The 21552-nt window shown below is 72.0% G+C and carries 14 protein-coding genes; 1 reads left to right on the top strand and 13 read right to left on the bottom strand.

What is annotated here, in order from left to right:
• Positions 1-195 precede the first annotated feature (195 nt).
• Positions 196-1338, top strand: a complete 1143-nt coding sequence (locus AC07DI_RS32275) for a PQQ-dependent sugar dehydrogenase (protein WP_478908001.1) — start codon at positions 196-198, stop codon at positions 1336-1338.
• A gap of 192 nt (positions 1339-1530) precedes the next feature.
• Here AC07DI_RS32275 and AC07DI_RS32270 read toward each other — a convergent pair whose 3' ends face one another.
• The 13 genes from AC07DI_RS32270 to AC07DI_RS32210 form a co-directional block, all read right to left on the bottom strand.
• Positions 1531-2994: an APC family permease gene (locus AC07DI_RS32270; protein ID WP_478907999.1), complete on the bottom strand. Its 1464-nt coding sequence runs from the start codon at positions 2992-2994 to the stop codon at positions 1531-1533.
• Positions 2991-4559: a GMC family oxidoreductase gene (locus tag AC07DI_RS32265; protein WP_478907997.1), complete on the bottom strand. Its 1569-nt coding sequence runs from the start codon at positions 4557-4559 to the stop codon at positions 2991-2993. The genes AC07DI_RS32270 and AC07DI_RS32265 overlap by 4 nt, the downstream gene beginning before the upstream one ends.
• 29 nt (positions 4560-4588) lie before the next feature.
• Positions 4589-6055 (bottom strand): aldehyde dehydrogenase family protein, encoded by a 1467-nt coding sequence (locus AC07DI_RS32260; protein ID WP_478907995.1) that lies wholly within the window; start codon positions 6053-6055, stop codon positions 4589-4591.
• A 212-nt stretch (positions 6056-6267) separates the two neighbouring features.
• The gene (locus tag AC07DI_RS32255) at positions 6268-7272 is read right to left on the bottom strand and encodes an SDR family oxidoreductase (protein ID WP_478907993.1); all 1005 of its coding nucleotides are present in this window, start codon (positions 7270-7272) and stop codon (positions 6268-6270) included.
• 51 nt (positions 7273-7323) lie between these two features.
• Positions 7324-9129: a glycoside hydrolase family 15 protein gene (locus AC07DI_RS32250; RefSeq protein ID WP_478907991.1), complete on the bottom strand. Its 1806-nt coding sequence runs from the start codon at positions 9127-9129 to the stop codon at positions 7324-7326.
• A gap of 48 nt (positions 9130-9177) precedes the next feature.
• Complete coding sequence (locus AC07DI_RS32245) at positions 9178-10305, bottom strand: enolase C-terminal domain-like protein (protein ID WP_478907989.1); 1128 nt, start codon at positions 10303-10305, stop codon at positions 9178-9180.
• A complete protein-coding gene (locus AC07DI_RS32240) occupies positions 10302-12128 on the bottom strand; it encodes a thiamine pyrophosphate-requiring protein (protein WP_384253385.1) in 1827 nt (608 codons plus the stop codon). Before AC07DI_RS32240 ends, AC07DI_RS32245 begins: the two co-directional genes overlap by 4 nt.
• A 47-nt stretch (positions 12129-12175) precedes the next feature.
• The gene (locus tag AC07DI_RS32235; protein ID WP_478907987.1) at positions 12176-15241 is read right to left on the bottom strand and encodes an FAD-binding and (Fe-S)-binding domain-containing protein; all 3066 of its coding nucleotides are present in this window, start codon (positions 15239-15241) and stop codon (positions 12176-12178) included.
• A gap of 292 nt (positions 15242-15533) precedes the next feature.
• Entirely contained in the window at positions 15534-16730 is a 1197-nt protein-coding gene (locus AC07DI_RS32230) for a baeRF2 domain-containing protein (protein ID WP_478907985.1), read from the bottom strand.
• Positions 16731-16845: 115 nt separating this feature from the next.
• Entirely contained in the window at positions 16846-17379 is a 534-nt protein-coding gene (locus AC07DI_RS32225; RefSeq protein WP_478907983.1) for a GNAT family N-acetyltransferase, read from the bottom strand.
• Between the two features lie 72 nt (positions 17380-17451).
• Positions 17452-19611 carry a 1,4-alpha-glucan branching enzyme gene (glgB, locus tag AC07DI_RS32220; RefSeq protein WP_478908105.1) on the bottom strand — a complete coding sequence of 720 codons (2160 nt, stop codon included), beginning with the start codon at positions 19609-19611 and terminating at the stop codon, positions 17452-17454.
• Between the two features lie 260 nt (positions 19612-19871).
• Positions 19872-21212: a maltokinase N-terminal cap-like domain-containing protein gene (locus tag AC07DI_RS32215; RefSeq protein ID WP_478907981.1), complete on the bottom strand. Its 1341-nt coding sequence runs from the start codon at positions 21210-21212 to the stop codon at positions 19872-19874.
• 13 nt (positions 21213-21225) lie between these two features.
• Positions 21226-21552: alpha-glucosidase C-terminal domain-containing protein (locus AC07DI_RS32210; RefSeq protein WP_384253401.1), on the bottom strand; the 327-nt coding region annotated here is incomplete at its 5' end.

Raw genomic sequence — 21552 nt, 5'->3', positions numbered from 1 at the left:
ACTGGCGATGTAAGCAAGGAAGTTGGCCCGCCCCTTGGTCTACACCAACCAGACGTGTCCCAGTACTCTCATCCGCAGCCAGTACCACCCCATCCCCCCACCCAGGTTGCGTGCCGGCGCGGGCGACACCCTCTTCCCCCCTGCCTTCCACAGCCGGGTGACCTCCCCCCATGCGCCGCATCCAGGAGGATCACGGTGAAACTTCTTCGCCGCACACGTTCCGCGCTCATCGGCGCCGTCTGCCTCGCCGCTTCCCTCGCCCTGACCACGGCGTCCGCCGACGAGCCCGCCGCCCCGCGTCAGGCGGCAGCGAAGGTCGCGCTCAACAAGGTGGCCACGGCCAAGAACCCCACGGCCGGGACCGCGGGCCCCGGCGGCACCGTATGGATAGCCGAACGCGCGGGCACCGTACGGGTGTTGACTGACAAGGGGCTCAGCGAGCCGGTCCTCGACATATCCGCCGAGACCACCACCGACGGCGAACGCGGCCTGCTGGGGCTCGCGTTCGACAAGAAGTACGCGCACCTGTACATCTCGTTCACCAACCTCGAAGGCACCAGCACCGTGGACGAGTTCGCGGTGCGGCACGGCAGGATCCGGCCGGACACCCGGCGCACCGTCCTCACTCAGACGCAGCCCTACGCGAACCACAACGGCGGTGACATCAAGTTCGGCCCGGACGGCTACCTCTACATCGCCTTCGGCGACGGCGGCTCGGGCGGCGACCCGCACGGCAACGGACAGAACCTCGACACGCTGCTCGGCAAGCTGCTGCGGATCGACCCGAGCGGCGGCAAGCCGTACGCCGTCCCGTCGGACAACCCGTTCGTCGACGAGCCGGGCGCCAGGGACGAGATCTGGGCGTACGGGCTGCGCAACCCGTGGCGGTTCTCCTTCGACGCCCGCACGGGCGACCTGCTGATCGGCGACGTCGGCCAGAGTTCCTGGGAGGAGATCGACTGGGCCCCGGCGAGGAGCAGGGGCGGCGAGAACTACGGCTGGTCCCGGATGGAAGGCACCCACCCCTTCCGGGACGGCACCGAGCCCGCGAACCACGTCCCGCCGGTCCACGAGTACGACCGCACGGGCCTCGGCTGCTCGGTGACCGGCGGATTCGTCTACCGCGGCAGGGCGATCCCGGCCCTGCGGGGGCAGTACGTCTTCAGCGACTACTGCGACGGCACCGTCCGGGCGCTGAGGATGAGGAACGGCAAGGTGACCGGCGTGAGCGATCTCGGGGTCAACGGCGGCGAGGTCGTCTCGTTCGCGCAGGGCCGCGACGGCGAGCTGTACGTGCTCGACATCGGCGGCAGCGTGTTCCGTATCGACCCGGTGTGAGGCCTCGCGGCTGAGCGGTCGCACAAACGTCCATCGCCCGCCGCCGGAGTCAGGAGTCCGGCCGACGCATGAGGTGCCGGGCATCGGGATACTCCGGAACCACCGGGTTGGGAACACAGCCCACTCAGCCCCTTCGGGCCGCCGCGGCACGGAGGGGCTGACCCGCACGCCGGCCGAGGCGCCGGAAGGGCCCTACTCCTCGGGCACCGCGTTCCCCGAAGGGGCGTCGCTGCGTCCGTAGTGGTGGGTGGTGAACATGTATACGAGGCCCGTGACCGCGACCACGCCGCCGCAGAGCAGCACGATCCAGTTGTCGTACCAGGGGTCCTCGGGGGTGCGGGGCCAGGCGATGTTGACGATGGCGAAGATGCCGTAGGCGAGTGCCCCGATGTTGACCGCAAGACCCCACCGGCCCAGGCGGTACTCGCCACTCGGCCTCCAGCCCTTGAGGCGGGCCCGCAGCGCGGCCAGGACGACCATCTGGAAGGCGGCGTAGATGCCGAGGATCGCGAAGGAGACGATCTTGGTCAGGGCGTCGGCCGAGATCAGCGAGCCGAAGGCGATCAGCCCGGGGACGACGGCCGCGACCAGCAGCGCGTACTCGGGGACCGCGCGGGACGCCGAGAACTTCCGCAGCAGCCGGTGGCCGATGATCATCTCGTCCCGGGCGTAGGAGTAGATCAGCCGGCCCGCGGCGGCCTGGAGGCTGATCGTGCAGGACAGGAAGGAGATGAGGACGACGGCCATCACGGTGCGGGCGCCCGCCTCGCCGAGGGCGTCGAAGAGGACGTTGACCACCGGGTCGGTGTCCTTCCCCGAGATCACCGCCCGGTAGTCGACGACGGAGAGGAGCAGCGTCAGGCAGGTGAACGTCGCCGCGATCCCGCCGACGTAGATGGTGCGGCGCATCGCCTTGGGGATCACCGTGCCGGGGTGCTTGACCTCTTCGGCGACGTCGCCGCAGGCCTCGAAGCCGTAGTACTGGTAGAAGCCGATGATCGCCGCGCCGAGGAAGACCGGCAGGTAGGAGCTGTCCCCGGCCGCGCCGTAGTCGTCGAAGAGGACGCCGAGGCCGTGGAAGCGGTGCGTGGTCAGCAGGATGACACCGACGACGAGTGCGCCGAGCAGCTCCGCGCTGAAGCCGATCAGCGCCGCCCACGAAAGGGCCTTCGTACCCGCGTAGTTGATGAGCACGGCGATGACGATCAGCGCGACCGTGCACAGCACGGTGGTGTGCACGGTGGGGCGGAAGCCGAGCAGGATCGCGATGTAGGGCCCCGCGCCGTACGCGACACTCGTGATCGTGACGAGCAGCGCCCACATGTAGATCCAGCCCGTCATCCACGCCCAGCGCTTGCCCCACAGCCGCCGCGCCCACGGGTAGACGCCGCCCGCGACCGGGTACTGGGCGACGACCTCGCCGAAGACGAGTGCGACGAGGAACTGGCCGCAGCCCGCCATGACGAAGGCCCAGATCATCGGGGGGCCGCCGTCGGCGAGAGCCGTGCCGAAGAGGGTGTAGGTGCTCACCACCGGCGAGAGGTAGGTGAAGCCGAGGGCGAAGTTCGCCCAGGGGCCCATCTCTTTGCGGAACTCCGACTTCTCTTCGCCGGGCGCGGCGTCCGCGGTGCCGTCCGGCGTGGCGGGCACGGTCACTGGTGGCCGCCTTCCGTGCCGGTGGCCGCGGGGCCCGGCCTTGCGCTGATGAGGTCGGCCGCGCGCTCGGCGGCGAGCAGCACGGTGACCATCGGGTTGATGCTCGGCATGGTGGGGAAGATGGACGCGTCCACGATGCGCACGCCGTCGTGGCCGCGCAGCCGCAGCTGCGGGTCGACCACCGCCATCGGATCGTCCTCGGCGCCCATCCGGCAGGTGCCCGCCGGGTGGTAGACGGTGTGCGCGGCGCGCCGGCCGTACTCGGAGAGCTCGTCGTCCGACTGCACGTCCGGGCCCGGCGCCACCTCGCGCAGCAGCCAGTCGCTGAACGGCGCCGTGGCGGCCACCTCGCGGGCGATGCGCAGGCCGTCGACGATAGTGCGCTCGTCGTGGCCCTCGGGGTCGGTGAAGTAGCGGAAGTCCAGGGCGGGTTTGACGGAGGGGTCGGAGCTGCGCAGCCACATGCGGCCGATGGAGCAGGCGCGCGGCACGTTCGGGGTCATGCAGACGCCGTGCTCGGGCACGGGGTAGCCGAGGCGCTCGGTGTTGACGGTGAACGGCACCTGGTAGAAGTGGAACATCAGGTCCGGGCGCGGGCCGCCGCTCGCGTCGCGGCGCAGGAAGAGGCCGGCGTCGGAGTCCATGGCCGAGTTGGGCGGCAGCGGCCCGCGGGTCTCCCACACGATCACCGACTCGGGGTGGTCGAGGAGGTTCTCGCCGATCCCCGGCAGGTCCGCGCGCACCTCGATGCCCAGGTCGCGCAGGTGGTCGGCGGGCCCGATGCCGGAGAGCATGAGCAGCCGCGGCGTGTCGATGGCCCCGGCGCAGAGCAGCACCTCCGCCTCGGCCTCCAGCGTCGACACCGAGCCGTCGGGGTTGCGGACCTGGACGCGGGTGAAGCGGCCCTCGTCGTCGGGCAGCAGCTTGTACGCCCAGGTCTCCAGGCGCAGCGTCAGGTTCGGGCGGTCCATGACGGGGTGCAGGTACGCGACCGACGCGGAGGACCGCTTGTTGGTCTCCGGGTCGTAGGCGAGCGAGAAGAAGCCGGCGCCGTCGGTGAAGGGGCGGGCGTTGAAGTCGTCGACGGCCGGGACGCCGAGCCGGGTGGTCGCCGCCGTCACGAAGTCCTCGGCGATGGGGTTACGGTCGGCGGCGCCGACGGGCACGATGTTGTTCTGCAGCCGCGAGCGGTACGGCAGGATCGTCTCGGGGCCCCAGCCGTCGCAGCCGGCCGCCACCCACTCGTCGAGGTCCTGCGGGAACGGCAGGAAGCTGATGAGGGTGTTGTGCGAGGAGCAGCCGCCGAGCACGCGGGCCCGGGAGTGCAGGATGTGGGAGTTGCCGCGCGGCTGCTCCTCGGTGGTGTAGCCGTAGTCCAGTTCGGAGCCGAGCAGGTTGATCCAGTTGCGCAGCCGCAGCACGCGGTCGTCGCCGACGTCGCTGGGGCCGCCCTCCACCACGCACACCCGGGAGCCGGGGTCCTCGCTCAGCCGTGCGGCCAGTACGGAGCCGGCCGTGCCGCCACCGATGATCACGTAGTCGTAGGTCGTCGTCTCGTCGTCCATGCCGTCGCCCTCTCTCTCGCCGTGCCCGCTCAGCCCTTGAACCAGCCGGAGGGTGCCGGCCTCAGGTTCTGGTAGATGTGCTTGGCCTCCTGGTACTCGCGCAGGCCGGCCGGGCCGAGCTCCCGGCCGAAGCCGGAACGGCCGAAGCCGCCCCACTCCGCCTGCGGCACATAGGGGTGGAAGTCATTGATCCAGACCGTGCCGTGGCGCAGTGCGGCCGCGACGCGCTGGGCGCGGCTGGCGTCGTTCGTCCAGACGCCGCCGGCCAGGCCGTACCGCGTGTCGTTGGCCAGCTCCACGGCCTCCTCCTCGGTACGGAAACGTTCCACCGTGACCACCGGGCCGAAGACCTCCTCCTGCACGATGCGCATGGAGCGGTCGCAGTCGGCGTAGATGGTGGGCAGCAGGAAGAAGCCGCGGGACAGCTCGGCGTCGTCGGGGCGGCGCCCGCCGCAGACGAGGCGGGCGCCCTCGTCCCTGGCGATCTCCAGATAGCTCTCGACCTTCTCGCGGTGCTCCGCGGAGCTGAGGGGGCCGCTCTCGGTCTCCGGGTCGAGTCCGTTGCCGAGCCGGATGGCGCTCGCGCGCTCGGCCAGGCGTTCCACGAACCGGTCGTGCAGGGAGTCCTCCACGAGGAGCCGGGAGCCGGCCGAGCAGACCTGCCCCGAGTGCAGGAACGAGGCTTCGAGGGCATGGTCGACGGCGGTCTCGAAGTCGCAGTCGGCGAAGACCACGTTGGGGTTCTTGCCGCCGAGCTCAAGGGCGAGGTTCTTCACCCCGGGCGCGCACGCCTCCATGATCCGGCGGCCGGTGGCCAGGCCGCCGGTGAAGGAGACCAGGTCCACGTCGGGGTGGGCGGACATGGCCGCGCCCACGGTGGCGCCCGGCCCGAGCACCAGGTTGGCGACGCCGGCCGGGGCGCCCGCCTCGGCGATCAGCCGGATCATGTGGATCGTCGAGAGCGGGGTGATCTCGCTGGGCTTGAGCACGAAGGTGTTGCCCGCGGCCAGGGCCGGGGCGACCTTCCAGGAGGCCTGCAGCAGCGGGTAGTTCCACGGCGCGATGAGGGCGCAGACCCCGATGGGGTGGTGGGTGACGCGGCTGAGCACGTCCGGGCCGACGTCGACGACCCGGCCGCCGTCCTTGTCGGCGATCTCGCCGAAGTAGCGGAACGCGTTCGAGACGTCCTCGACGTCGATCCGCGCCTCCGCGAGCGTCTTGCCGGTGTCGAGGGACTCCACATGGGCGATCTCCTCCTGGTCCCGCAGGAGGAACCGCGCCACCCGCAGCAGTACGTCCGCCCGGTCCCGGGTGGGCGCCCCCGGCCACTCGCCGCGGTCGAAGGCCCGCCGGGCGGCCTGTACGGCGAGGTCGACGTCCGCCTCGTCGGCGTCGTCGACCTGTTGGACGACGGACGCGTCGTACGGATTGACCACATCCCGTCGTCCGCCTCGGACGGCCCCGGTCCACTCCCCGTCGACGAACAGTTCCGGCATCGTGGGCTCCCTCGCTCTCGTACCTGTCCGGTGCCGAGGGTCATCCGCCGGCACGCACGCCGCGCACCAACATCGTCCGATCAACGCGCACCGGCCACGGGGACGCACCGGCCGGGCGAGGGTTGGGCGCAGATGTGACCTGTTTGGGTTAGGGCAGGTGCCTTCCGGCACTTCCGGCACATGCCCCAGGGCGTGCGGCGGCTGTTGCCGGGCTATCGCCTGCCGCGGCCTGCGAGCGCTCCGCCCACGCCGACGGCGACGGCCACGCCCGCGGCGGACAGCAGGCGGGCGTGCTGGGAGACCCACATCTGGAGGCTGCGCGTGTGGGCACTGTCGTCGAAGCCGCCGCGGGCTCCGTGGTCGCTCCCCTCGGCCTGGTCGACGGGCTCCCACAGGTTGCCCTCCCGCTCCGGCTCGGGTTCGTCGGTCTGCTGGGAGTCGTAGCCGGTATGGGCGAGGTAGCGGTCGAGGAGGGGTGCGGCGAACTTCTGCGCGAGGATCGTGGCGGCGGTGCTCCCGCCCAGCCAGTACTGCTTGCGCCGCGGGTGGTCGGCGGCGAACGCGATGGCGCGGGCGGCCACTTCGGGCTGGTAGATCGGGGCGACGGGCCGCGGGTGGCGCGGGAGCCGGGAAAGCACCCAGGAGAACTGCGGGGTGTTCACGGCCGGCAGCTGCACGAGGGTGACGCGCACCCCGCTGTGCCGGTGCAGCAGTTCGCAGCGGAGCGCTTCCGTGAAGCCGTTGATGGCGTGTTTGGCACCGCAGTACGGCGCCTGGAGGGGGATGCTCCTTGATCCCAGGGCGGAGCCGACCTGCACGATGGCGCCGCGGTCGCGGGCCTTCATCCGTTCGAGCGCCACCATCGTGCCGTGCACGAAGCCGAGGTAGGTCACCTCGGTGACCCTGCGGTACTCCTCGGGCGCGATCTCGTCGAACGGCGCGAACACCGAGGTGAACGCCGCGTTGATCCAGACGTCGATGGGCCCGAACCGCTGCTCCGCCCGGTCGGCGGCGGCCTCGACCGCCGCGTGGTCGGCCATGTCGGTGGGGATGGCCAGCGCCGTGCCGCCGGCCTCCTCGACATCGCGGACGGCGCCCTGGAGCCCCGCCTCTCCTCGGGCGAGGAGGACGACGTTGGCGCCGCGTCGGCCGAAGTGCTTGGCGGTGGCGCGGCCGACGCCTGCGCTGGCGCCGGTGATCACTACGTTCTGGGGCATCGCTGGGGCGGTCCTTTCGGGCGGTGCCGGCCGGTGGTACTGGCCGGCCGGCTACAGGGGGTGGTCGTGCGTCCCGGCCGCGGGGTCCTCGGCGAGGCGCCCCGCGCACTCCAGGAGCAGCGCGTGGACGAAGGCCTGCGGGAGGTTGCCGCGCAGCTGGCGCTGGGTGATGTCGTACTCCTCGGAGAAGAGGCCGGGCGGTCCGCAGGCCGCCCGGTTCCGTTCGAAGAAGCGCAGGGCGCGCGCCGTGTGACCCTGCTGGTGCTCGGCCAGCGCCATCATGAATCCGCAGAGCAGGAAGGCGCCCTCGGCCTCGCCGAGCGCTCCCGGGTCCTGGCGGAAGCGGTAGACGTACTCGTCGCGGGCCAGGTCCCGCTGTACGGCGCGCAGGGTCGCGCGGGTGCGGGGGTCGTCGGCGGGCAGCGCGCCGCGGACGGGCGGCAGCAGGAGCGCCGCGTCGACGTCGGGGGCGTCCGGGGCCCGCTGCCAGTGCCCGTCGGGGTGCAGGCTGGTGCGTGCCGTCTCGGCGAGGACCGTGTCGGCGAGTGAGGTCAGGCGCCGGACCTCACCGCCGGCGCCGGGCAGCGCGGCGAGCGCGCGCAGACCGGCGACGCAGCTGAGCCGGGAGTGGGTCCAGAGCCGGTCGTCGATCTCCCAGATGCCGGCGTCGGGCCGCTTCCACAGCTGTTCGACCGCGGCGACGGCGGTCTGCGCGGCACGCCGGCCGTTCGGGTCGAGCCGGTCGGCGCGGCCCGCGGCGGCGAGCAGTTGCAGGGCCTCGCCGTACGCGTCGAGCTGGAACTGCTGGTTCACCCAGTTGCCGATCTTGTCGGTGCCTCCCGGGTAGCCCGGCAGGTCCAGCGTCCGTTCGGACGGCACCGCGTGGCCGGTGACGGTGTAGGCGGGTTTGAGGTCCGGTCCGTCCTGGAGGAGCCGGCCGGCGACGAAGCCGACGGCGGAGTCGAGCAGGGCGGTGGCGCCGACGCCGGCCGCGGCGATGCCCGCGTAGCACTGGTCGCGGATCCACGCGTAGCGGTAGTCGTAGTTGCGGCCGGCGCCCGAGCGTTCCGGCAGGCACATCGTGGCGGCGGCGACCATGCCGCCGCTGCTGCTGGTGAGGCCGCGCAGGACGGCGAGCGCGTGGTGGGCGTCGCGCGTCGCGATGGTCCTCGCGGGTTCGGGGCAGGCCCGTGCCCACGATGCCTCGGTGGCGGCCCAGGCCGCGTCGGCCGCCACCGGTTCGCGGGGCAGGGTGCCGGGCGACAGTTCCAGTACGAGGTCGTGGTGCCCGCCCGGCGGCACGGTCAGGTCGAGGGCCAGCATCTCGCCGCCGGAGCCCGCGCGGCTCGTCCGGGCGTCCGCCGCGCCGGTCCAGCGCCAGTGCAGCGGCCCCGTCCTGCCCGTCCAGACCCCGCCGTGCTGTCGGACGTGGTGGCTGGCGTCGCCGCCGAACGCGCCCCGCGGCTCGAACAGTACGCGGACCCGCGCGGGGCAGTCCGTGGCCAGGACCCGGCGCAGCAGCACCACGCGGTCGGGGTCGCCGGGGAAGGCGAGGGCTTCCCGGCACTCGACGGGGCCTTCGGCGGTGATGAAGCGGCTGCGCCAGATCAGGCTGCCCGTCTCGTAGAAGCCGCCCCATACGTGCCGGGGGTCGAGCGGGGTGACGGCGTAGGTCCCGTCTCCTCCCACGAGCGCCGAGAACACGGCGTCGGAGTCCCACCGCGGCGCGCACATCCAGGCGATGTCCCCGTGCGGGCCGACCAGCGCGCCCCGTTCGCCGTCGGCCAGCAGAGCGTATTCACGCAGCACGTGCGGAGGGAACGCGGGGCCGGTGTCGGCCGGGTCCGGCGTGTGCATGGGGCGGCGTCCTCTCCGGGCTGGGTGGGTTGGGGGGGCGGGCGGCGGTCAGGAGATGCGGTAGGGCTCGGCCGCTTCCTGCCGGAGGGTCAGGCCGAGCCCGGGTTCGCCGGAGGCGCCCGGCCGGATCGAGCCGCCGCCCGGATCGAGCACGCCGTCGAAGAGCAGCCGCTCGATGCGGACGTGGTCGTGGAACCACTCCAGATGGCGGATGTTGGGTACGGCCGCCGCAGCATGGGCGTGCAGGTGCGGGGCGCAGTGCCCGGAGACCGGCAGCCCCGCGGCCTCGGCGAGCGCCGCGACGCGCAGCCATACGGTGATGCCGCCGCAGCGGGTGACGTCGGCCTGGAGGCAGTCCACGGCGCCCGCGTCGAGCATGTGCCCGAAGTAGGACAGGGTGTATCCGTACTCTCCGGCGGCGACGTCGGTCGCCGTCGCGTCACGGATCCGTGCGAGGCCCGGCAAGTCGTCCGAGGAGACCGGTTCCTCGAACCAGGTGACACCCTGGCCGTCGAGGTGCCGGGCGAGCCGGACGGCCTGCTTGACGGAGTACGCGCCGTTGGCGTCGACGTACAGCTCGGCGTCGTCCCCGATGGCGCGCCGGGCACGGGCGACGCGTTCGCGGTCCCGCCGCTCCTCCCGCCCCCACGACTCACCGATCTTGATCTTGACGCGGGGGATGCCCTGCTCCTCGACCCAGCCGCGCAGCTGACGGTGCTGCTGTTCGTCGTCGTACGTGGTGAAGCCACCGCTGCCGTACACCGGCACCGCCGTCCGGCTCGCGCCGAGCAGCCGCACCAGCGGGAGGCCGAGCAGGCGGGCCTTGAGGTCCCAGAGGGCGATGTCGACGGCGGAGAGGGCGCCGGCGGCCACCCCGGGGCGGCCCGCGTTGCGCAGCGCGCGATGCATGGCCTCATTCGCCCCGGGCACGTCCCAGACGCACCGGCCCGTCACCACCGGCGCCAGCTGATCCGTGACGACCGGCGCGGTGGCAGGCGCCCCGTAGGTGTAGCCGAGACCCACCGTGTCCCCGCAGCGCGCCCGGACCAGGACCAGGGTGGTCGAGCTCCATGTCAGGGTGCCGTCGCCCTCCGGCGCGTCCGTGTGGACGGTGTAGACGGCCACGTCCACACCGTCCACCGACGGATCGTCACCGAGGAGGGCACCGGGGTTCATGCGCCGTCCGACTCCCCCGCCTTCGAGTCGCCGCCGGAGCCGCGACCCGGCAGCATCTCCTGCACCTTCGCCTTGAAGCCCTGCCGGATCATGCCCATCCGGTCGCTGTCGCCCTTCACGATGGCCGACGCGGCGGCCTCGATCTGGTCGAGGTCGGCGTGCGGCGGGATCGGCGGCACGTCGGGGTCGGTGCGGAAGTCGATGACGAACGGCCGGTCGGCGCCGAGCGCACGGTGCCAGGCGGCCTCCACGTCGCCCGGCTTCTCCACGCGTACGCCGTCGAGACCGATGGACCTGGCGAAGTCGGCGTAGGGCACGTCGGGAAGCGCCTGCGAGGGAAGGAACTGCGGGGCTCCTGACATCGCCCGCATCTCCCAGGTGACCTGGTTGAGGTCCTGGTTGTTGAGCACGGCCACGATCAGTCGCGGGTCCTGCCACTCCTGCCAGTACTTGGCGATGGTGACGAGCTCGCCCATGCCGTTCATCTGCATGGCGCCGTCGCCCACGATGGCGATGGCGGGCCGCTCCGGGTGGGCGAACTTCGCGCCGATCACGTAGGGGACACCGGGCCCCATGGTGGCAAGGGTGCCGGACAGGGAGCCGCGCATCGTGCCGCGCAGGCGCAGGTGCCGCGCGTACCAGTTGGCGGCGGAGCCGGAGTCGGCGGCGAGGATCGCGTCGTGCGGCAGCAGGGCGTCGAGCGCGTGCACCACGTACTCGGGGTTGATGGGGTCGGCCTCCACCGCGGCGCGCCGCTCCATCACCTCCCACCAGCGCGCGGTGTCCTTCTCGATCTTCTTCCGCCAGGAGCCGTGCTTCTTCTTCTTGAGGTGCGGCAGCAGGGCCTTGAGCGTCTCCTTGGCGTCGCCCACCAGATTGACCTCGAAGGGGTACCGCAACCCGATCATGTGCGGGTCGATGTCGATCTGCACCGCCCTGGCCTGGTCGAGATCGGGCAGGAACTGGGAGTACGGGAAGCTGGAGCCGATGACCAGCAGGGTGTCGCACTTCTGCATCAGCTCGTACGACGGGCGGGTGCCCAGGAGGCCGATGGACCCGGTCACGTACGGCAGGTCGTCGGGCAGCGCGTCCTTGCCGAGGAGCGCCTTGGCGACCCCGGCGCCCAGCGTGTCGGCGAGCTGCTCGACCTCGGCGCGCGCGCCGCGGGCGCCCTGGCCGATGAGGACGGCGACCTTCTCCCCCGCGTTGAGGATCTCGGCGGCCTTCATGAGCTCGTCCGCGGCGGGGACCGGCGCGTACGAGGCCATGCCGAGGCTGGAGGGCACCATCTTGAAGTCGTGGGTCGGCGGGGAGTAGTCCAGTTCCTGCACGTCGGCGGGGATGATGATCGCGGTCACCGTCCGGCGCGCGTACGCGGTGCGCATGGCCCTGTCGATGACGTTGGGCAGCTGCTCGGGGACGGTCACCATCTCGCAGAAGTCGGAGGCGACGTCCTTGTAGAGGCTCAGCAGGTCGACTTCCTGCTGGTAGGAACCGCCCATGGCGGAGCGGTTGGTCTGGCCGACGATCGCGACCATGGGCACGTGGTCGAGCTTCGCGTCGTAGAGGCCGTTCAGCAGATGGATGGCGCCCGGGCCCGAGGTCGCCGCGCACACGCCCACCTTGCCGGAGAACTTCGCGTAGCCGACGGCCTCGAAGGCGGACATCTCCTCGTGCCTGGACTGGATGAACTGCGGGTTGTTGTCCGCTCGTCCCCAGGCGGCGAGCAGACCGTTGATGCCGTCCCCTGCATAGGCGAAGACGCGCTCGACATCCCATTCACGCAGTCGCTGGAGGACGTAGTCGGAGACTTTGGTGGACACAGAATCGGCCTTTCTGAGGTGAGGGGTCGAAGAACGGGGGGTGGGCGTCAACGGCGATACCGGCGGGCCAGTGCTGTCACGCCGATCGCCGCTGTCGCACCGATGGCGCTCACCGCCGATGCGGTGGCCAGGCGCCCTGCCCAGGGCGGGACGGCGGGGCGGGAGCTGAGCTTCTCCGGGTGGTCGCTCGGCAGCGGGCCGTCCAGGGCGAGCGCCAGGGCCTCGGCCAGGTGCATCGCCCGGCGGCCCGTGCCGCCCTGTTCGATCTGGGTCCGGCAGCTGTAGCCGTCCGCGAGCACCAGGGCGCCGGGCGCGGCCTCCCGCACGGCGGGCAGCACGCCGAGCTCGCCGACCGCCATCGACACACCGTAATGATCACGTTCGAAGCCGAAGTTGCCCGCGAGTCCGCAGCATCCGGCGTCCAGCACATCGGCCTCGATGCCCGCGCGGCGCAGCAGTTCCCGGTCGGCGTCGTACTTCATCACGGCGTGCTGGTGGCAGTGGGTCTGCACGGTGGCGGTACGAGCGAGCCGGGGCGGCCGCCAGCCGTCGGGGGCCTCGTTGACCAGCAGTTCCGAGAACGTCCTGAACTGTTTGGCCAGGCGGTGCGCGTCTTCGTTGTCCGGCAGCAGCTCGGGGGCGTCGGAGCGGAAGACCGCGGTGCACGAGGGCTCAAGGCCGACGACCGGGGTGCCTGCCGTGATCCAGGGGCGCAGCACGTCGAGAGTACGGAGCAACACCCGCTCGGCGGTGGCGAGTTGGCCGGTGGAGATCCAGGTCAGGCCGCAGCACACGGCGCGGGTGGGCACCGCGACGTGGAATCCGGCGTCTTCCAGGACACGGACCGCCGCCTTGGCGATGGCGGGGTGGAAGTGCGTCGAGAAGGTGTCCGGCCACAGCACGACGGCGCGCGGATCGTGCGGGTCCGGCTCGGGCGTCGCCCGGTTCTTCCACCACTGGACGAAGTTCTCCTCGGCGAACACCGGCGCCCTGCGCTCCCCGGCGACGCCCGCGAGCCGTTTGCCCGCCCGGGCCAGGCCGGGGGCGTGCAGCGCGGCGTTGGCGAGGCGCGGGGCGAGCGCCGAGAGCCGGGCCCACAGCGGCAGCCAGCCCATGGAGTAGTGCGCGGCGGGCCGCAGCCGTCCGGCGTAGTGGTGGGAGAGGAACTCCGCCTTGTAGGTGGCCATGTCGACGCCGGTGGGGCAGTCGGACTTGCAGCCCTTGCAGGCCAGGCAGAGGTCGAGTGCGTCACGCACCTCACCGGAGCGCCAGCCTTCGGTGACCGGCGAGTCGGCGTGGCCGCCCAGCATCTCGAAGAGCAGCCGCGCGCGGCCCCGGGTGGAGTGCTCCTCCTCACCGGTAGCCCGGTAGGACGGGCACATGACGCCGCCTTCGTGGGTACGGCAGTTGCCGATTCCGACGCAGCGCTTCACCGCCTGGGTGAAGGAGTGGTCGTCGTCCGGGTAGCCGAAGTGCGTGGTCAGGCCGGCCGGTCGCCAGTCCGTGCCGAGCCTGAGGTTCTCGTCCACCCGGTGGGGCGCGACCACCTTGCCGGGGTTCATCCGGTCGTCGGGGTCGAAGAGCGCCTTGACCCGGCCGAACGCCTCGATGATCCGTGGGCCGAACATGCGCGGCAGCAGCTCCCCGCGGGCCTGTCCGTCACCGTGCTCCCCGGAGAGCGACCCGCCGTAGGAGCAGACGAGGTCGGCGGCGCGGAACAGGAACTGCCGGAAGGCCGAGACACCGTCGGCGGTCAGGAGGTCGAAGGGGATGCGGGTGTGCACGCATCCCTGGCCGAAATGCCCGTACAGGGACGGGTGGTCGTAGCCGAACTCCGCGAAGAGTTCCTTGAGGTCGCGGAGGTAGTCGCCCAGCCGGTCCGGCGGTACGGCGGAGTCCTCCCAGCCCTCCCAGGTCTCGCGCTCGTCGAGCGGGCGCGCGGTGACGCCGAGCCCGGCCTCCCGGGCCTTCAGCATCCGCTGCTCGCGGTCGTGGTCGTCGGAGAACGCCACGGTGTCGTCCTGCTCGCCGCGCCCCAGCGCCGCGAGCAGCTCCTGTGCCTGCTGGTCGACCTCTTCCCGGCTGTCGCCGGTGAACTGCAGCAGCAGCCAGCTCTCCCCCGCCGGGAAGTTGTCGAGCGAGTCGAGGTAGGCGCCCTTTGCGCGCATGAGCTGTGCCATGCGGCCGTCCAGGGCCTCCAGCTGTGTCGGCCGGCTGTGTTCGAGCAGGCGCGGCACGTCGTCGGCGGCTGCGCAGATGTCGCTGTAGCCGAGGACCAGCATGGCCTCGGTCGAAGGGGCAGGCACCAGCTCCAGTTCGGCGCGCAGGACGGTGACGAGGGTCCCTTCGCTGCCGACGAGCGCCCGGGCGACGTCGAAGCCGTTCTCGGGGAGCAGGGAGTCCAGGTTGTAGCCGGAGACGCGCCGTGGGATGCGCGGGAAGCCCTGGCGCACCTCGCCCAGGCAGCTGCCGATGATCTCGCGCAGCCCCCGGTACAGCTCCGCCCGCCGGCCGCCCGCCGCGATGATCTCCTCGTACTCCGCGTCCGAGGTCGGGCCCACCCACATCCGGGTGCCGTCGTAGGTCAGGACTTCGAGGCGCCGTACGTTGTCGACGGTCTTGCCGTACGCCTGCGCGGAGGCTCCACAGGAATTGTTGCCGATCATGCCGCCGAGCGAGCAGTGGCTGTGGGTGGACGGCTTGGGGCCGAACTTCAGTCCGTACCCGGCGAGCTGCCGGTTCAGTTCGTCGAGCACGAGGCCCGGCTCGACGACACAGGTCCGCGCCTCGGGGTCGACGGACAGGACCCGGTGGCAGTGTTTCGTCCAGTCGATGACGACCGCCGTATTGGTGCACTGGCCGCCGAGGCTGGTCCCGCCGCCCCGGGACAGGACCGGAGCGCCGAACCGCGCGCAGACGGTGACCGCCTCGGCCCCCGCCTCGACCGAACGGGGGACCACGACCCCGAGCGGCACCTGCCGGTAGTTGGAACCGTCCGTGACGTACGCGCCACGGCTGCCCGCGTCGAAGCGCACCTCGGCGTCGACCCGTTCGAGCAGCGCACGCTCGAGCCCGGCGACGTCCACGGATGCGGCGTCCACGGAGGCGCCCATCACCGTGTGCCTTCCGCGTCGGCGCCGGGCCCTGGCGATGTTTCCATGGCTTCATTCACTCCTCTGTCGCGCCGTCCGACAACCGGAACCCGACGGTTCTCAAGGCGGGTAACCGCCCGGACGGACGAGGAAACACGGTGAGCACCGCTGCCCTGCCCGCTCGCCGGAAAGTCGCCGGAAGGCAGGGGCGATGAGAAAATTTCAGGGTCAACCCGACCACCCGTAAGCCTCCCCGGTGGACGCGGGACGGGCGGACGGGGGGACGGGCAGCGCGGAACGTGCCGCGCAGCGCCTAGTACGTCCAGCGCAGCAGCGCTCCGAGTCCTCCGGCCGGAATGTCGGCGGCTCCCGCCTCATCCCGAGCCGATCCGCCGGACCCGTCGGACCCGTCCGACCTGTCGAGCGCGGACTGCGCCGACTCGTCGGGCAGCGGGATGATCCGTACGTCGGCTCCCGTCACGGCGGCCGACCGCAGGAGCGCGTCGTCCGCGCGTACGGCCACGGGGTCGCTCCCGCCCAGGGCCTGCGCGTCGTTCCTGCGCACCGCGATCTGGTCCGGTCCGGGGCCCACCCAGACCTCGCGGGCCAGGTCCGGTCCGTCGGGCCTGACGAGCAGCGTGTCCATGCGGTGCTCACGAGCCGCTTCCACCACGGCAGGAACGCCCTCGACCGCGTCCGTCGGCCTGTCGGTGCCGACGCGTCCGGCGCGGAAGCGGTCGAGCGCCTCCTCGACGCGCCGGTCGGCGTGCCGGCGACGGGCTCGCTCGATGGCCTCCTCCAGGGCGGCCGAATCGGATCCGGCGGCCCGGCCGCCGTGCTCCGTCTCGACGGTCACCTCGCGGACGGCGTCGGGGAGCTTCGCGTGCACGGAGGGCCGCTCGCGGGGATCGCCGACCAGGACCACCAGCTCCGCGCCGGACTTCTCGTACTCCCTGGTCAGCGCTTCGGCGATCTCGCCCGCGTTGTGCTCCCAGGTGTTCTCCACCTTGAGCTGGAAGTGCCGCTCCGACCAGTCCGCGGAGCCGGTGCGGTGGACCGGCCGCTGCCGGCCCTCCACTCCCCCGGCGTCCTGGGGTCCGGCCGCGCCGCGGAGTTCGAAGTCGGCGCCGGTGCGGTCGATGTACGCCACGAGGCAATCGGGGTCCTGCCCCGCGAGTTCAAGCAGCGGCGTCAGGTGGGGCAGCGGGGCCCAGCTCGCGATCTGACCCTGCGGGGGCCGGGAGAGACGGCGACTGAGCACCACCTCACCGCCGGTGGCGAAGACCACGCGGCCGCTCGGGTACTCGGCCGCGGCCGTACGGGTCAGGACCTCATCGACCGCGTCCGCGGTCGCCGCGTCGGCGCCCTGCTCCTCCAGTGAGCGCCTGACCTCCCGCACGGAGAGTTCACGCCGCTTGGCGCCCGCCTCGTCGGGCCGGCCGGGATCGAGGTACACCGTGGCCCAGGGGCCGGGGCGGTCGAAGAGCGGGCCCAGGAACGACAGCTGCATGTTTCCTCCTCGTTCACGCCGTTTCCACCGGTTTCATCCCGGTTCGAGGAGCGCGTACCCGGCCGTCCGCATGCAAACACTCACCCGCGGGGCCTCGTCGCGAGTGGCGAAGCGGTTACGCCTGGTACTCCGTGAGGTCGATGGCGTGGATGCGCAGCGGGTAGCCGTGGACCGGGTGCGTCGTCTCCCGTTCCGGCACCATGCCGAGTTTGCGGATGACGTTCTCGGAGGCCTGGTTGTCCAGCCGGTCGATGCTGATGACACGGTCGAGGCCCCGGTCCTGGAGGGCGAACTCCAGGGTGGCCTGGGCGGCTTCGGAGGCGTAGCCCTGGCCCCAGAACTGTGAACCGAGCCGCCAGCTGATCGCCACCTCGGAACTCACCTCCGGCAGGAACTCGGGCACGGACAGGCCGGTGAAGCCGGCCAGTTCGCCGGAGGCGAGGAGTTCGACGGCGAAGAGGCCGAAGCCCTCGTCGTCCCACTCCTCCTCCCAGCACTCGATCTCCTCCGCCGTGCGGTCCAGGTCGTACACCGAACCGTCGTCGACCCAGTGCATGACGCGTGGGTCCGCGTTGATGTCCGCCATGGGCGCGAGGTCGTCGTCGTGCCAGCGACGCAGGAGGAGGCGGGGTGTGCGGATCTCGGTCATGGGCCCATCCTGCCGAAGGCGGGAGCCTCAGCGGTAATCAGCCCGGCCGCGCCCACCGCTCGTGACCTCGGCTCATGCCGGGCGCAGCCACAGAGTGGCCAGCGGCGGGAGCGTCACGCTCAGCCGTCCGCGGCCGTCTGCGCCCGCCTCCGGCTCGGGCCGCAGCGGCCCAGGGTTGCGGACGTCGCCGCCGCCGTACCGGGCCTCGTCCGTGTTGAGGGTCTCCCGCCAGACGCCCGCCGAGTCAGGGACGGTCAGCGCGTAGTCGTGGCGGACCACGGGTGAGAAATTGCACACGGCGAGGAGCGGGGTGCCGTCCTTGGCCCACCGGAGGAACGCCACGACGTTGTCGTGCGCCGCGTCCACCACGACCCACGAGAACCCCGCCGGTGACGTGTCCTGCTCCCACAGGGCGGGCGCGTCCCGGTACTGGTGGTTGAGGTCCCGCATCAGCTCCCGCACGCCATGGTGGTCGCCCCGCGCCGGCCAGTCCTCCGACAGGAGGCCCCAGTCGAGTCCGTGCTCCTGCGACCACTCGGCGCCCTGCGCGAACTCCTGGCCCATGAAGAGGAGTTGCTTGCCGGGGTGGGCCCACATGTAGGCCAGGTAGGCGCGGTGGTTGGCGCGCTGCTGCCACCAGTCGCCCGGCATCTTCGACACCAGCGAGCGCTTGCCGTGGACGACCTCGTCGTGCGAGAGCGGCAGGAGGTAGTTCTCGCTGTACGCGTAGACCATGGCGAAGGTGAGGTCCGAGTGGTGGTACTGGCGGTGCACGGGTTCGTGCGCGACGTACTCCAGGGAGTCGTGCGACCAGCCCATGTTCCACTTCATGCCGAAGCCGAGACCCCCGACGCCGCCGGGCCCGCTCTCGTGGGTGGCCCGGGTGACGCCGTCCCACGCGGTCGACTCCTCGGCGATGGTGACGACCCCGGGGCAGCGGCGGTACACCGTGGCGTTCATCTCCTGGAGGAAGGCGACCGCGTCCTCGTTCTCCCGGCCGCCGTGGGCGTTGGGCGCCCACTGGCCCTCCTCGCGGGAGTAGTCGAGGTAGAGCATCGAGGCGACGGCGTCGACGCGCAGGCCGTCGATGTGGAACTCCTCACACCAGTACGTCGCGTTGGCGACGAGGAAGTTGCGGACCTCCTTGCGGCCGTAGTCGAAGGTGAGGGTCCCCCAGTCGGGGTGCTCCGCGCGCCGGGGGTCGGCCGGCTCGTAGAGGTGCTCCCCGTCGAAGGCGGCGAGTGCCCAGTCGTCGCGCGGGAAGTGCGCGGGCACCCAGTCCATGAGCACGCCGATGCCTGCCCGGTGGAACGCGTCGACGAGGTGCTTGAAGTCGTCGGGGGTGCCGAGGCGGGCGGTCGGCGCGTAGAAGCCGGTGACCTGGTAGCCCCAGGATCCGCCGAAGGGGTGCTCGGCGACGGGCATCAGCTCGACGTGGGTGAAGCCCAGGTCGGCGACGTACGCGGGAAGCTGCTCGGCGAGCTCGCGGTAGCCGAGTCCCGGGCGCCAGGACGCCAGATGCACTTCGTAGACCGAGAACGGCGCCTCGTGGACGGGCACGTCGCCGCGGCGCCGCATCCACTCCTCGTCCCGCCATTCGTATCGCGGGACGTCGACGACCGAGGCGGTCGCCGGGGGTGCTTCGGTGCGGCGGGCCATCGGGTCGATGCGCAGGGTGTGGCTGCCGTCGGGGCGCGTGATGTCGAACTTGTAGAGGGTGCCCTCGCCGAGCCCGGGCACGAACAGCTCCCAGACGCCGGACGAGCCGAGCGAGCGCATGGGGTAGGCGGTTCCGTCCCAGTGGCAGAAGTCGCCGCAGACCCGCACGCCCCTGGCGTTCGGCGCCCACACCGTGAAGCGGGTGCCCCGTGTGCCCTGGTGGGTCATCGGGTGCGCCCCCAGCGCGCGCCACAGCTCTTCGTGGCGGCCCTCGCCGATGAGGTGCAGATCGAATGCGCCGAGGGCGGGCAGGAAGCGGTACGGGTCGCCCGCCTCGATCTCCGCGTCCGGGTACGTCACGCGCAGCTCGTACTCCGGCATGGAGGTGCCCGGGGTCAGGGGCAGGACTCCTGAGTGGAAGCCGTCGCCCACGTCGTTCAGCCGCATGCTCCGTCCGTCCACGACGAGCCGAACCGCCTCGGCGTGCGGGCGCAGGACCACGAAGGCGATGCCGCCGGGCGCCGGATGTGCGCCGAGCACGGCATGCGGGTCGTGGTGCGTGCCCGCCAGCAGCCGGTGCCGGTCCTCCGCGTCGAGCGGCGCCTCGGGGAGAAGGCCGCTGTCGGTGACCCGCGGGGTGTCGGCGGGTGCGGGCTTCGGGCGGCGGGCGCGGGGGCGCTCGAGGAGGGCGGCCGCCGGTTCAGGAGCGGACGTATCGGTGGTGGCCACGGATGAGCTCTCCTCTGGAGGGTGGGGGTGGAGGGTGACGGGTGGATCGAGGGAATGCAGAAACGTTTCGTCAGTGCGGTGGGCTTCGCTGTCAGGGGCCGCTGTCAGGGGCCCTCCGCGAGCCGGGCGAGCGCCGCCATGGGCACGGGCAGCCACTCGGGGCGGTGCCTGGCCTCGTACAGCGCTTCGTACACCGCCCGGTCCGTCTCATGGGCCCGCAGCAGCGCGGAGTCCGCGCGTGGGTCCCATGCCGCCGCGGCGGCGTAGCCCGCGCAGTACGCCTCCCGGCAGCTGTTCGCCCACTGCGGCTGCCAGGGGCGGTCGGAGTGCGCCGCGTAGTCGAACGAGCGGAGCATTCCCGCGATGTCGCGCACCGGGGCCTGCAACTGTCTGCGCTCGGTGAGCGGCCGGGCCGGTTCGCCCTCGAAGTCGATGACGAACCACCGCTGGCCGGCGCGCAGCACCTGGCCCAGATGCAGATCGCCGTGGATCCGCTGGTCCGCCCGTTCCTGGCCGCCCGCGGCGACGGCGTCGTAGGCGGCGCGCAGCCGGGGCACGTACGGAGCGAGCGCCGGCACCTGGCTCGCGGCGGCCTCCAGGCGTTCGGTCATCGCGGCGGCGAGCTCGCCGCCCGCGCGGCGGTCGGGCGGGCGTGGCGGGAAGACCTCGGCCAGTGCCAGGTGCACCTCGGCGGTGGCGCGCCCGAGTTCGTACGACTCGGCGGTGAAGTCCTGGCCCGCCGCGAGGGACTGCAGCGCCATCGTCCAGCCGTCCGTCGCGTCGCGCAGGAAGGGCTGGAGCACGCCGAGGGTCGTCCTGCGCGGTTGCGTGGTCCAGAACCAGGCCACAGGGGCGGGCACGCGTGCGCAGCCGCCGCCGGCGAGGGCCCAGGGGACTTCCAGGTCGGGGTTGGTGCCGTACTGGATGCGGCGGAAGAGCTTCAGGATGAAGCGGTTGCCGTACACCAGTGAGGTGTTGGACTGCTCGCCGTCGAGGAGTCGGGGGGTGAGGCCGGCGGGAACCACGGTCCCGGCGTCGCGCTCGAAGCGCAGGGGGCCCGCCTCGCCCGGTGTCCGCAGACGTTCCAGGAGCAGCCCGGCGGACCGGGGGTCCAGCAGGGCGTCGTACACGCTGAGCCCGGCGAGCGGGCCCGCGGTGGGCCTGCCGATGACCGCGTGGTGGAGCCGCGGCGGCAGTTCCTCGCGGATGCCGAGCAGGAGCTGGTAGCAGTGCGGCGACGTCCCGTCGTGGCGGGTGCTGATCAGCAGATGCAGGCAGCCCGGGTGCAGCGTGGTCATCGACACCACGGAGAGATCCGTGATGGGCCATCCCTTGGCCGCGAACCAGCGCTGCTTCGGGAGCCACTCGGTGAGCAGCCCGGCCAGCGACCTCAGCACCAGTGGCGGGCTGAGGCTGTCCTGCGAGAGCGGTGCGGTCTTGAGCATGCGACACATCCCTTCAGAGGCGCACGGCGGGGGCCACCGGACGGGGCAGGGGAAGGTGGTCGCGCAGGCGGAACCAGTAGAAGCCGTGGCCCGCGAGGGTGAGGAGGTAGGGCAGCTCGCCGATCGCGGGGAACCGCACTCCTCCGATGAGTTCGACGGGGTGGCGTCCGTCGAAGGTCTGGAGGTCGAGTTCGGTGGGTTGGGCGAAGCGGGAGAAGTTGTGGACGCAGAGGACGAGGTCGTCCTTGTATTCGCGGAGGAAGGCGATGACGGCGGGGTTGGAGGAGGGGAGTTCGGTGTAGGAGCCGAGGCCGAAGGCGGGGTTCTGTTTGCGGATTTC

The sequence above is a fragment of the Streptomyces sp. NPDC044106 genome (assembly GCF_056433985.1).
The sequence above is the reverse complement of the archived record's forward strand: the minus strand, read 5'-3'. Positions and strand labels throughout refer to the sequence as shown.